Annotated in this window: 7 protein-coding genes; 5 read left to right on the forward strand and 2 right to left on the reverse strand. The window is 42.6% G+C overall.

What is annotated here, in order from left to right:
- The first annotated feature begins 68 nt into the window (after positions 1 to 68).
- Together AC13FX_RS07025 and AC13FX_RS07030 are read left to right on the forward strand one after the other, a co-directional pair.
- Positions 69 to 3,350 carry a SusC/RagA family TonB-linked outer membrane protein gene (locus tag AC13FX_RS07025; RefSeq protein WP_482879836.1) on the forward strand — a complete coding sequence of 1,094 codons (3,282 nt, stop codon included), beginning with the start codon at positions 69 to 71 and terminating at the stop codon, positions 3,348 to 3,350.
- Between the two features lie 20 nt (positions 3,351 to 3,370).
- The gene (locus tag AC13FX_RS07030) at positions 3,371 to 4,861 is read left to right on the forward strand and encodes a SusD/RagB family nutrient-binding outer membrane lipoprotein (RefSeq protein WP_482879837.1); all 1,491 of its coding nucleotides are present in this window, start codon (positions 3,371 to 3,373) and stop codon (positions 4,859 to 4,861) included.
- Between the two features lie 900 nt (positions 4,862 to 5,761).
- Here the strand turns inward: AC13FX_RS07030 and AC13FX_RS07035 are convergent.
- A complete protein-coding gene (locus tag AC13FX_RS07035; protein WP_482879838.1) occupies positions 5,762 to 7,189 on the reverse strand; it encodes a GWxTD domain-containing protein in 1,428 nt (475 codons plus the stop codon).
- A gap of 105 nt (positions 7,190 to 7,294) precedes the next feature.
- Between AC13FX_RS07035 and pyk the strand changes: the two genes are divergently transcribed.
- Complete coding sequence (gene pyk / locus AC13FX_RS07040) at positions 7,295 to 8,728, forward strand: pyruvate kinase (protein ID WP_482879839.1); 1,434 nt, start codon at positions 7,295 to 7,297, stop codon at positions 8,726 to 8,728.
- A gap of 20 nt (positions 8,729 to 8,748) precedes the next feature.
- The gene (gene porW, locus AC13FX_RS07045) at positions 8,749 to 11,460 is read left to right on the forward strand and encodes a type IX secretion system periplasmic lipoprotein PorW/SprE (RefSeq protein WP_482879840.1); all 2,712 of its coding nucleotides are present in this window, start codon (positions 8,749 to 8,751) and stop codon (positions 11,458 to 11,460) included.
- Here the strand turns inward: porW and AC13FX_RS07050 are convergent.
- On the reverse strand, positions 11,438 to 12,478 hold the full coding sequence (locus AC13FX_RS07050; RefSeq protein WP_482879841.1) for a quinone-dependent dihydroorotate dehydrogenase: 1,041 nt from the start codon (positions 12,476 to 12,478) through the stop codon (positions 11,438 to 11,440). The two genes, porW and AC13FX_RS07050, sit on opposite strands and share 23 nt — an antisense overlap.
- A 67-nt stretch (positions 12,479 to 12,545) precedes the next feature.
- Here AC13FX_RS07050 and AC13FX_RS07055 point away from each other — a divergent pair, with 67 nt between their 5' ends.
- Complete coding sequence (locus AC13FX_RS07055; protein WP_482879842.1) at positions 12,546 to 13,802, forward strand: anthranilate synthase component I family protein; 1,257 nt, start codon at positions 12,546 to 12,548, stop codon at positions 13,800 to 13,802.
- Positions 13,803 to 13,826 lie beyond the last annotated feature (24 nt).

Consider the following 13,826-nt stretch of genomic DNA (forward strand, 5'->3'; position numbering starts at 1 on the left):
ATTTTGATGGGAACGATTATAATAAGTATCATCCGATTCATCTAACAATAAACTAAAGAGGACCTAGTATGTTAAAAAAGCTACTAATCAGTTCGTTCATGGTCCTGGTTTCTGTTTCTGCTGCCTTTGCGCAGACGACAACAGTGACCGGTACCGTTACTGATGCAGATACTGGTGAACCAATTCCGCAGGTTGCGATCTATATCACGGATTTGTCAACCGGTTCTGCTACTAATATTGATGGTGAATACACTATCGATGGCGTTGATTATGGTACTTATACTTTCCGTGTGAGTTCCGTTGGATACATCACCATTGAGCGTGAGATCACTGTAAACGCGAATAACAACACCTTCGATTTTGAGCTGGCACAGGATATTCAGCTGCTTGAAGATGTGGTTGTGACCGCTTTCGGTGTGAGCCGTGAGCAGAAATCACTCGGTTATTCCGTTCAGGATGTAAATGCTGAAGACCTTGCACGCGTTGACCAAAACAGCGTTGTTGGCGCACTAACCGGTAAAGTTGCCGGTGTTCAGGTTGTTCAGAGTCCAACTATGGGTGGTTCTGAAAGAATTCGTATCCGTGGTGTTAACGGATTATCCGACGGTCAGCCATTATTCGTTATTGATGGTACACCTGTTGATAACAGTTCATTCCTGGTATCAGGTGGTGGTAGTGCCCGAGGTCGTGACCTGGGTAACCTTGCTTCTGATATCGACTTGAGCAGTGTTGCAAACGTTTCTGTACTGAAAGGTGCTGCTGCATCTGCCCTGTATGGTAACCGTGCGGCCAACGGTGTTGTACTTATTACTACCAAGAGTGGCCAAATGGGTGAAGATCAGCCCGTACGCGTTGATTTCTCTAACAGCACCTATTTTGAGAATGTATACATCCTTCCAAATTACCAGAATCAATACGCTGGTGGTTATACACAGGATTTCATCCAGTACACCGACCCTGCAGATGGTCAGACCTACAATGGACTGAACTATGCGGCCGATGAGAGCTGGGGCCCAAGAATGGATGGTACTCAATACCGACCATGGTGGTCTTGGTATGATGCCGATTTTGATGGTGATGGCGTAAGTGATTACGGAAAAACCATTCCATTGACACCAAATGAAGACAATATTCGTAATTTTTATGACACTGGTGTCAGGGTTTCAAATAAACTTTCCATTTCTGGTGGTTCAAGTAATTCAGCTTATCGTGCTGGTTTGAACAACACCAATCAAAGTGGAGTATTTCCAAATTCTACACTTGATAAAACAGCTGTTACTTTTAATGGTTCATTGAATCATAATAACAAGCTGACTTCAAGTGTATCATTCAATTATGTGAATACGCAAGGTAAAGGCCGTCCTGCTACCGGTTATTCTGCTGTACAGGGTAACCCTGCTCAGGCTATGAACCAGTGGTTCCAGCGTCAGTTAGACATGGACAAGCTCCAAAATTACCGTTCAGATGACGGTACGATCATGTCGTGGAACATTCGTTCTGCAACAAACCTTCGTCCGTTGTATTGGGATAGCCCATATTTTACCGTTTACGAAAATGTTCAAAATGATGACAGGGACCGATTGTATGGTAACTATAACCTGTCCTATAATGTAAATGAGAACATAGAATTGATCGGTAAGTTACACCTTGATACCTATTCCTTTACTGCTGAAGACCGCATTGGAACCGGTGGTTTGGAAGAAGACTGGTATTATATTGCTCAGCGTTCACGACGTGAAGTGAACTATGAGGGTGGAGCCAAGTTCAACAAAGATTTTGAGGATTTCTCATTATCAGGGTACCTGGGAGGTAACGTCCTGACTCAGGATTACAGTTCTACCATCCAGCAAACCGTTGGTGGCCTTTCCACACCTAACTTCTTTAACATCGATGCGTCTATCAACAGACCAAATGTAACGAGTTACAAAGAAGCAAAAGAGGTACGTAGTTTATTCGGTACAGCCACATTGGGCTACCGTGATCTGGCATACCTTGATGCTTCTTTAAGAAATGACTGGTCATCCGCACTGCCATCAGACAATAACTCATACCTCTACTATGGACTTTCCGGTAGTTTGGTGTTTACTGAGTTTGATGCTTTCAGTGATCAGAGCATTCTTAGTTTTGGTAAGGTAAGAGCTTCTATCGCGCAGGTAGGAAGTGACCTTGACCCTTACAGAATTCTGCAAACATTCAACAGCTCGACTCCTTACGGAAGTCAGCCTGCACAGTCTATTCCTAACGTGCTTTCTAATCCGGATCTTGAGCCGGCCATTTCGTCCGACTATGAATTGGGATTAGATCTGCGATTCCTGGATGGACGTCTCAGAACTGATGTGACATATTATAACTCTGTTCGTGAGAATGAGATCCTGCAGCTTGATGCTCCCGGATCCAGTGGTTATAGTGCTACTTTGGTTAATGCCGGTAAATTTACCACCACCGGTTGGGAAGTTGCTTTAGGTGCAACTGCAGTTGAAAGCAGAGATCTGACCATTGATACACAACTTAACTGGTCTAAGAGTAAGTCTGTTGTAGACGAACTTGCCGCAGGTATTGATACCCGACTGCTTGAAAGTGCATACTTTGGTATTCAGCTGTTTGCAGTTGAAGGCGAAGAATGGGGTAGAGCAATCACTTCCGGTGGTTACGGTGGAACAGCCTACCATGAAAATGGTAAGCCGATCATCAACTCCAGCGGTACTTCATACGAACTGGAATACAACAAAGACCTTGGAAACATCCTTCCTGACTGGAATGGTGGATTCAACCTTGATGTCAACTACAAGAACTTCTCTCTTGGAGCGTTCATTGAGTTCCAGAAAGGTGGTCAGTTCTATTCTATCTCTAGAATGTTTGGTGCTTATTCCGGTCTTGTAGAAGAGACAGTTGGAAACAACACTTTAGGCAACCCACAGCGTGATCCGGTATTGGATTCCAATGGAAACGAAGTTGTGTCTATACCATTAGATCAGGCAGCTTCTAACTCCGGTGGTAAGCTTCTTGAAGGTGTTGATGCCAACGGAAACGATATGGCTTACCTTGTAAACTCAGTTTCTTACTGGGGTAACATGTTCTACAACAAGGAAGAATGGTTGGAAGATGCAAGTTATGTGAAGCTTAGAGAGCTTGAACTTACTTACAACTTATCTGCCAGTACCCTTGAAAGGTTGCCTATCAACCGTGCAAGCGTGTCATTGGTTGCTATGAACCCACTGCTTATCTATTCTAGTGTTGACGGAGTTGATCCTTCAGCTATTCAGAATAATGCAACCGGGTTTGGATTCTGGGAAGGTGGTACTCTACCGGGTACTCGCTCCTTTGGATTTAATGTCAATATTGGATTTTAAATCATAGGAGACAGATTATTATGAAATTTCTAAATAACAATTATATGAAAGCAGCAAAGAAACTAGTTCTTGTTATGTTACTGACGGGACTGTTCATGAGTTGTGATGACTTTGGCAGTATCAATACTGATCCAAATAATCCTTCTCAGGTTCGAACAGATCTACTGCTCACAAATGCTCAACGCAGTATGAGTGATAAGGTAGGTGCCGTTATGGGAACGATCTGGGTTCAGTTCATTACGGAAACACAGTATACTGAAGCTCAGGAATACCGAGAGGTAAATGCTAACTTCAATGGATGGTACACAGGTCCTTTGCAGGATCTTCAAACCATTATAGATCTGAACTCTGATTCAGAGACTGCCGGTGATGTTTTATCAGGTGGAAGTAATGCCAATCAGATCGCGGTTGCGCGAATTCTGAAAGCATATTTCTATCAGATGATCACTGACCGCTGGGGCATGATTCCCTATTCTGAAGCACTTCAGGGTAGTGAAAACCTGCAACCGGCTTATGATATGCAGGAAGCGATTTATACTGATATCATCGGAGAATTAAAAGCAGCCGCAGATCAGATCGATCTTGGTTCTGCTGCCGTAACAGGTGATATCCTTTTCGAAGGAGATATGCAGAAGTGGATCAATTTTGCCAATAGTTTAAGAGCCCGTGCGGCACTTAGATTATCTGAGACCACAGGGGCTTCATTGACCCTGGCTGAAAACGAGTTTGCTGACGCGATCAGTGATGGCGTTATCACTGAGGATATCATGTATCCTTATCTGGGAAGTGCAGATAATGAAAACCCATGGTATACACGTTTCAGAACACGTACAGATTACGCGATCTCTGAGACCATGGCTGAATTCATGAAAGGACTTAGCGATAACCGAATACTGGTTTATGCTAATCCGGCCCCTGACTTTAGTAATGGAGACAGTGAAGTTACTTTTAATGAGATACAGGGAATGCCATTTGCTGAGAATGCAGGTGACACACCTAACTCTGAGATCTCCTTCCCCGGTTCTGCAATAGGTGCCGGTGGACCAGGTGTTGGTATTCAGGATGCACCACTGCCGATCATTACTGTAGCTGAAATGGAATTTGCGCAAGCAGAAGCCATTGAGCGCGGTTGGATCACAGGTGTTGCTGCTGATCACTACTATGCCGGTATCGAAGCTTCCTGGAATCAGTGGGGTGTTTACGGAGATGGAACAGATTACTCCAACTATATCGCTGACCCTGAAGTTGTTTACAACTCAGCAAACTGGGATGAACTGATCGGTGAGCAGAAGTGGGTTGCATTGTATCCAAACGGATATGAAGCATGGTCTGAGTGGAGACGTCTTGGTTTCCCTGCATTGACCCCTAACCCATTTGGTGTATTGGATCAGATCCCGGTACGTTTTACGTATCCAACTTCTGAGGCTACTAACAACACAGAAAACTACAACGCTGCTGTTAGTGCACAGGGTCCTGATGAGCCGTTAACCCCGGTTTGGTGGGATCAATAATTCAGTAACATACTGAAGTACATTTTAAAGGCCGCTCTGTTTACAGAGCGGCCTTTTTTTATGCAGTTAATTTTAATCATCATTCAGAGCGAAGCGATGAACCTTGCCTTTTGCGAAGCATCTGAGTTAGCAATGAATGCCATGGAAGTAGTAGCTACAATTAGTGCATGCTTAAACAACTTTCCCTGAATAGGCAAGTTTCTTCGGGAGTACCCTCAGAATGACATACATGTTTTTACTATTGATTCAATATTCAACAAAGGGTCATTCAGAGCGCAGCGATTAACCTTGCCTTTTGTGGAGCATGGTTGGCTGGTATGTGTTGAATGTTTGTAGTGATTGGGGTGGGGAGTAATGTTCGCCAGTAATCCATCATTCCGTCCGGTATGAATCGGTAATCAAGTTTAATCGAAAGAGGACGGGGTGATGGATGGAGTCTGCTTGAAGTAGTATGCCTAAGTATTCAATGATCAGTTACTATTCTATGGTGGTCCCTTGGTCTAAAGTAACTTGGGTTAAAAAGTTAATGCATAAAGATCCATCACCCGGTTCTCTTCGAAAAAAACTATTTAAACATAATCAGATTGAACCGAATGATGGATTAAACAAAAACTGGTCCCACCAAGAGTCATTCAGAGCGAAGTGATGAACCTCGCCTTTTGCGAAGCATCGGTGTTTACATTGAGTAGTTTGTCGGTAGTACCTAATGAAGTGACATGAAATACAACTATGGCCTAAATAGGCAAGTTTCTTCGGGAGTACCCTCAGAATGACTGTGGTAGGATTAAATTTTTGTAATTACCATAACCTCCTGTGTCATTTAGAGCGAAGCGATAATCCTTGCCTTTTGTGGAGCATTGCAGAAGGCATAGTGTGGGGTTTAGGCAGTGACTGTTTTGTTTACAAGGTAGCAGTTATGATCCCACCTGAAAGCCACAACTGCCTGACCTTATATTCAATTTGGAAGTATTTATTATCTCTTTGAAGTACGTAATGCTCAAAGGGATAAACATCGGACCTCGATTTATTTCTCTCAAAAACAAAATTGTATTCCGGAGCCGTTAGGTCATAGGAATACGCCCAATTTATTTCGTTAAGGCTCTTGGTTTGATAGAAAGGAGGACCAAATAGAATATAAACCATACCCATATCGGTTTTCCAGCCATCCTTAAAATTTGAAAACATTTTATTGGCTTCCTCCACACGATGGTAATACATAGAAATAACACTTCTAGCCAGAGATGAATTTTGAATATTTCTAAGCCAAAACCTGTCAACAGCGGCTTTTAAAGAATCCTTTGACCTGATCTGCATTAACTGATCATACTCTTTTGGGTCCATTAGGTAGATCAAAGGCTCAGCTAATTCCCTGGGAGATTGAACCAGTGGGTAGTTATCACCTTTGATGGAAAAATCACGGGCTTTATAGAGTTCTCCCTTTTCCTCAATATTTTGCCCCACTTCAAAACGATAATTTCCCTGAGGCAGGTTATCAAATACAAATTCGACCGTTACATTACCCGGTTGTGTCAATTGCCTTTGTGTACTTTGAATGACCTCATAATCGCGCATGTCGATACCCTTGTATTCTAAACTGGATGCTGACCGATTGGTATAGGTCATGGGGTCGGCAATGGTTGTATCAGCTCTGAATTTGATCAATCTGGCATTGAAGGTAAGTGGTGAGTCATCTCCGGAGGTATTGGCTACCTGAAACACGAATTTCAAGCTATCGGCTGTTTGGTTTACATCATAGGTCGGTATAGGTATAAAATCGCCCGAAAATTGGTTCTGTTTAGCAAGCAATCGAATACTTGTGATATTTCGAACACCGTCTTCCAGGATCGGAATATGAGCTTTTTCTTCTCTGACTATAAGTTTACCGGTTGCCTGATCCATTACAGAGACAACTACATCGAAGTAACCTGCTGAAACCTCGTATTCCTTATAGAAGTTGTATAGTTCCTCATTGAGATCATTATTGACCTCATTTTTGGTGATGGAAGCAGTAAAAGTATCTGAAAGAACCGAATCTGTGGTTGTATTGTTAACTTCAATATTTACACTGATGGATGCGATCAGTGTATCATCCTTACTCTTATAGATAAGGCTGCTTTTGGGAATAGTACCTGCGACCCTCATGAGTGGTTGCCCTTCTTCAGTGATCGTGCCGGCCGGTTCAAACCAAAGTTCAGGCAGTCCCGGTTTATATTCATAAGTTGAACCCCGTTTGATATCTTCTACATAGGTATTTGAACAGGCTGCTAAAATGAATGCCAGGCCGATCGTTACAAATGCTTTTATATGGAAAACCTGAAAAACTCTCATAATTTGACCTCATCTTTTAAAAATCAATTCCCAATGATTGCCACATTTAACCTATCTTTAGCTAATCATCAAAAAAGTACTCACTCACTTAAATAATCACTCTTTATGATTTCTGCAAGGAGACGAACAAAAATTGTCTGCACCATAGGTCCAAGTTGTAATACCCAGGAAAAGATCGAAGACCTGCTTTTGCACGGAATGAATGTAGCTCGTGTTAATTTTTCTCACGGCACTCATGAGGATCACGCAAAGGTCATTAAACATATACGTAAGGCCGCTAAAAAATATAAATACAGTGTTCCTGTACTAATGGACCTGCAAGGACCCAAGATCCGTGTTGGGCAAATGAAAGATGGGGCACAGGAACTGAAGACCGGCTCAACCGTTAAGATTACGGCTGAAGATGTTGAAGGAACAAGTAAGATCGTTCCTATTGATTATAAGGGATTGATTCGTGAGGCAGAGGAAGGAAATACCATATTACTGGATGACGGCTTACTGGAATTCAAGGTTACAGCACAATTACCCGATTCACTGGAAGCAAAAGTGGTTGTAGGTGGTATTCTCAAGTCAAGAAAAGGAGTGAACCTTCCAAACGTTAAGATCTCAGTGCCTTCACTGACAGAAAAAGACATTAAAGACCTGGCATTTGGGATCAAACAGGATGTGGACATCATTGCCCTTTCATTTGTAAGAACCGCCAAAGATGTAAGAGATATTATATCAAGGGTACGCGCAGCGGGGAGTCAGGCAGCTATCATTGCCAAAATTGAGAAACCTGAAGCATTGGATGTGATCGATGAGATCATAGAGGAGGCGGATGGTATCATGGTAGCCCGTGGGGATCTTGGGATCGAAATCCCTACTGAACAAGTCCCTGTAGTTCAGAAAATGATCATTGAAAAATGCAGATCTGCAGGAAAACCCGTCATTACGGCTACACAAATGCTGGATTCCATGATCACAAATCCACGACCTACAAGAGCTGAAAGTTCGGATGTGGCCAATGCTGTATTGGATGGAACCGATGCGGTCATGCTCTCGGGAGAAACCGCAGCCGGGGCATTTCCCATGGAAGCTGTGAATGTAATGGATCGGATCTGCCGTTCTATAGAAGATAACAGACCTCAATTATACAACAGCCTGGGATACCGCAAACCTGAATGGAAAGAAAAGCAGGTGATCGAATCGTTAGCGTTTTCATGCGTCACGATCTCAGATAATGTTGAAGCCAGTGCTATCAGTACTATTACTCATTCCGGGAATACGGCACGAAGGATCGCGAAATTTCGCCCAAAAGTTCCTATCGTGGCATTTACGGAAAACAGAAAGGTTCGCCGGCAGCTTAACCTGGTTTGGGGGGTATATTCAGTACGCCTGGATGAACTGTTCGATACAGACAAGAGTGTCAAAATGATGGAAGATTATCTCAAAGAAAATGGCATGGTGAAAAAGGGCGATCGTGTGATCGTTGCCACCGGAATGCCCATTGCCAAGAGAGGCCGAACCAACATGATCAAGGTTAGCACGATAGAATAGCATGTATCTTAGTGTGTAATATGGGTATTCGAAATATTTTTCTTTGGATCTTGGTAGTTGCTGTGTTTGCAGGATGCAGTACCTCGTTACGGTCTAACTGGAAAAACTTCAATGCTTATTATAATACCTTTTACAATGCAAAAAAAAGCTATAGGGCCGGCTTAGAGAAAAACGTAAGCCAATCCAGGGATTATAATCCGCTCATACCGATCCGCATACACCAGCCACCTGTCAATGCCGGGTATCAGGATTTTGAAAGAGCCATACAAAAATCGGCTGATATCCTTAGAAAACATGAAGAGTCCAAATGGGTGGATGATGCATTATTTCTGATTGGCCGTTCCTACTATTACCAACAGGAATTTTACTCTGCTGACCAAAAATTTGATGAACTTTATCTCACCACACAAGATCAGGGGCTTCAAATAAAAGCCATACTCTGGAAGAGCCGAAACTATCTGGATATGGGATTGAACTCAGAAGGGGTAGCTTACATCAGTGAGCAACTCAATTCTAATCAGGATCAATGGGATAATAGTGAGATCGCAGAGTTGAGAACCATGTTGGCTCAGCATTATGTTGCATTGGAGAACTGGAATGCTGCAGAAGAAGCCTTAAGAGAGTCGGTACCTTACCTGGATAGTCAGAGTTTAAAAAGCAGGGGGTATTTCCTCTTAGGTCAGGTTTATGAGGAACTCCGAATTTATGAGACAGCTTATGGAGTCTATGATAGGGTAAAGGATCACTACAGTGATTACAGATTACAATATCTTGCACAGCGTAAAAAAGCTGAATTGGCCAGACTCATGGGAAGAAATGATATTGCTGCAGATATTTTCAATGATATGCTCAGGGATGACAAAAATGTGGAATATCTCTCAGAACTTGATTTTGAGCTAGCGCGGACAGAGCATCAGAGAGGAAATTATGAGAGGGCTGAAGTGCTCTATAACAGGGTGTTGCATGCAAATAATGCCCCTGTAAAGCCTGAGATCAGGGCCAGGAGCTATAACGGACTGGCTGAGATCCACCGGTATGGTTATGATGATTATATGATGGCTGCAGTGTATTATGATTCTGCAGCGCAAATAAATGTTACAAGAGATCTTTTGCCGGCTTCTTTCAATGCATCAGAAATGGCAAATTCATTTGGTTCATATTCGCGGATCAAAAAAGAGCTTTCCCGAGAAGACAGTTTATTACAATTGGGATTGTTGTCTGAAGAGGAACTTGATTCCGTTGTTACAGTGCTTAGAAGGCAACGGATCCTTGAATTACAACAACAGCGACAGGAGAGAAACAGGGAAGACCGTTTAATGACGGTAGATCGATCTGGAGTACAGGATCAGGACCCATCCGGCAGAAATGGATTCCTTAATACGAATAATCCTGCCTTACAGGAAACGGTTAAACGGCAGTTCTATCAGATCTGGGGAGAGAGACCACTGGCAGATAATTGGCGGGTTCAAAGCCTGATGAGGACACAGATCGTTGATGATCAGGTTTCTGAAATAGATGAAGGTACAGAACAGACAATATTACTTGATGTAGAGATCGACCTTAGTGAAGTTCCATTTACCCAAAATGAACAGGACTCAGTTAGAAGAAGGATCTCAGCCTTACAGTATGAACTCGGTAACCTGATGTATCTTTCAATGGATATGCCAGATAGTGCTGCCTACTATTTTAGAAAAGCAATTGAAAACCCTTCCGAAGATCGAATCAATATGGTTTCTCTGTATTCTTTATCAGAATTATATGAAAGTGCAGGGAATGCCGAACGTTCTTTGGAGTATGCAAACAAACTCCTTCGGGAGTATCCCAACAGTAGTTTTGCCCGTGAATTGAGAGGTGAGAACCGGGATGCTGGTGAAAGTAATGCAACAGAGAGATTGATCGATGCATTTAACACGATCATGCAAAGTGACAGCCTTTCAATAACCATAAAAGCTGATTCACTAAGATCTCTTTCTTTAAGCTTTTCAAATCAACCCAGGTCTGACCTCATTCTATACGAATCGATACAGCTTTATCTAAAAGCGGGAAGTGAAGATTCGTTGTATTCTGAAAGAATAACAGCCTGGCAAAATTATAAAGACCATTCCAACTTTGATTCTGCATTAGTTGACAGGAACCTTTCTGACTCCCTGTTCATGGCATTGCCTGATTCCCTGGATTCCGAAAATGGAAGATCAGTGAGATCTGATTCACTCAATTTGATGAAAGACCCGCTTAGGTTGTTTCCGTACCAAAGTGCAGCATTTGACAGCGCCAGAAACACGATAAGTATCTTTCTTGACACTTACCCGAGTTCATCTTTGATAGACAAAGTGAAGACGATACAAGATGAGATCACACTGGCTGATATTGTTAAGGATACATCAGAACAGCAGGAACCTGATAATGAAGCAAATGTGCTTCCTGATCAAGTTGAAGAAGAGGGGTACGTAAGTTGTGAGAAGATCGAAAGAGAATTGAATTTTAGGTCCGGCAGGAATGAGATCCTGTCACTGATCAGTAATACCCCGAACATGGATATATTATCTATCAGGTTCAGGGTCAATCATAGAGGGTTGGTTGATTCATATGTATTGCTAACAGATGAAGTGAGTAAAGAGACTTCAGAAGAACTGGATAGGATCATAAATAATATAGTGGTTTTCGATCCCACGATCTATCAGGCCAGATCTGTACCTGTGGCTTGTACAATTATAATTTCGGGTGATCAATAAGAGCCTTATTAATTCTTTTGGCAAGTGAGGGGCCTTCATAGACCATGCCTGTATAGATCTGGATCAAATGCGCCCCGGCTTCGATCTTTTCAATGGCTGCCTCAGGACTGTCAATGCCGCCTACGCCCACCAAAGGCTTTTTACCACCGGTTATCTCACTGATCCATTTTACAACCTGTGTGCTGCGTTTCTGGATGGCACGGCCACTTAACCCTCCATTACCAATTTCGTTGAGAATAGTTTCTGGAGTATTTAATCCTTCTCGGATTGATGAGGTATTTGTAGCCACATAACCCGCAACCCCAAGATCTTCACAAATTTCGATCAATTTTGCCAAAGCAGATCGTTCGATATCTACCGTGAACTTCACCAAAGAGGGTTTACGCCCACTTTTTGATAATTCCAGAGTCTGTAGCAAGTCACGGAGTGCCTGAGGGTCTTCAAAAGTTTTACCTTCCCCTGTATTTGGGCAAGAAATATTTATGGTAATGTAATCAGCAACAGACTGAGCTTTCTCATAGCTATAGAGATAATCCTGAAGGGCAGCATCCCCATGGATAGAAGCATCATTGGTTTTTGCAATATTGATCCCCAGGGGAATATTCAGGTCCATTCCAGACAACCTCTTCGTGATAACATCTGCACCTTCGTTATTGAGGCCCATTCGGTTAATGAGAGAATGATCTCTTGGTATCCGAAAGGCACGAGGTTTTGGGTTTCCTTCAGAGGGTTTTGCCGTAATACTTCCCACTTCTACAAATCCAAAACCGAGGGCTTGCATGGCTTTAGGTGTAGTTCCGTTCTTATCGAAACCCGCAGCAAGTCCAACAGGATTAGGAAAATGGCAACCAAACAAGTCCTGTTCAAGGGAAGGGTGCTTTGTCCTATAGACCGATGCAGCCAATAATTGTAGGATTTTAGAACGATGCGTCAACGAAGCGATCTTAAGTCCTAATTCATGGGCTTCTTCTGCATCTTTGTTAAATAAAAGCGGTTTAATAAAATTTTTGTAGATCATTGGAGCAATAATACGAAAAAACGTTCAAAAAGAGTTGAAGAAGCCTTATTATCGGTCGCCCGATATTATGAAAACAAATCGAAATTACATATTAAACCTGATCGATCATTTTCAGACCGAGGGAGCAGTGATGCTCCTGGAATCACAAATGATGGACCATCCGGCCAGCACAAAAAGCTATCTGGCAGCGAAACCGAAAACGTGGATCAGGGCTTCCGGAGATGAAATCACTTTATCTACAAACGGTCATATCGAAGAAACAAGGGGGGATCCATGGGAGGCGTTGTCTGATTTTTTCAACATAGAAAAAGATTGGTTGTTCGGTTACCTGGGATATGATCTCAAAAATCACCTTGAAGAACTCAAGAGCTCAAATAAGGCATTGGTTGATACACCTGAAATGTTCTTTTTTGTACCTGAATTTCTCATAGAATTCGATAAGGAATATTCCTGTAAAGTGTTGAAAGGACAACTTCCTGAATTACGAAAAGACCTGTATGAATCTTCGCCAATTACACTGAAGCCGATCAAAAGTATTGACCGGAATAAATATCAGGAAACCATCCGACAAGCGCAGAGAGATATCTATGAAGGTGAGTACTATGAGATCAACCTTTCACATCCTCTGGAATTTTATTTTAAGGGAGATGGCCTGAGCCTGTATGAAAAAATGAGAGTACTGGGTCCCGTGCCATTCGGTGCGTACATGAATTTTGAAGGTTTCGAGATATGCAGCTCATCACCGGAACGGTTCTTAAGTAGATCCGGAGATACAGCATGGTCGCAACCGATCAAGGGAACTGCTCCAAAGTCCGGCGGGTTAGAGTCGGCCCGAAAACTGGCGGCATCAGAAAAGGAAAGAGCCGAAAATCTTATGATCGTGGATCTGGTAAGAAATGATCTTAATAGAATTGCGGAAAAAGGGACAGTCAAAGTCACCGGGTTATTTGAGATCCAAAGTTTTGAAACCGTGTATCAAATGGTATCCACTGTGGAGTGTGAAATTCCCGAAGCTACGGATAGTTTGGAGTTGATTAAGGCCTGTTTTCCTATGGGATCTATGACAGGGGCCCCCAAGATCGCTGCCATGAAAGCGATCGATGTTTTTGAAGAATACAAGAGAGGTATCTACTCGGGAGCTTTGGGTTATTTTAAACCCAATGGTGATTTTGACCTGAATGTGGTGATCCGTACGGCAATTATTGATGGTAATAAATTAGTGTATCCAGTCGGGGGCGCCATAACAAGTGATTCTGACCCGGAAGAGGAATGGGACGAAACCATGCTTAAGGCTAAAGCCATCACAAATTTATATTCTGAATGAGATTATCCTGAATGAACCTCCTGA

It is taken from the genome of Gracilimonas sp. B-17 (assembly GCF_056857935.1).

Excerpts from the sequence above, each read along its gene's own strand:
- AC13FX_RS07025 (WP_482879836.1), top strand. The coding sequence starts at position 69 with ATGTTAAAAAAGCTACTAATCAGTTCGTTCATGGTCCTGGTTTCTGTT.
- AC13FX_RS07030 (WP_482879837.1), top strand. The coding sequence starts at position 3,371 with ATGAAATTTCTAAATAACAATTATATGAAAGCAGCAAAGAAACTAGTT.
- AC13FX_RS07035 (WP_482879838.1), bottom strand. The coding sequence starts at position 7,189 with ATGAGAGTTTTTCAGGTTTTCCATATAAAAGCATTTGTAACGATCGGC.
- pyk (WP_482879839.1), top strand. The coding sequence starts at position 7,295 with ATGATTTCTGCAAGGAGACGAACAAAAATTGTCTGCACCATAGGTCCA.
- porW (WP_482879840.1), top strand. The coding sequence starts at position 8,749 with ATGGGTATTCGAAATATTTTTCTTTGGATCTTGGTAGTTGCTGTGTTT.
- AC13FX_RS07050 (WP_482879841.1), bottom strand. The coding sequence starts at position 12,478 with ATGATCTACAAAAATTTTATTAAACCGCTTTTATTTAACAAAGATGCA.
- AC13FX_RS07055 (WP_482879842.1), top strand. The coding sequence starts at position 12,546 with ATGAAAACAAATCGAAATTACATATTAAACCTGATCGATCATTTTCAG.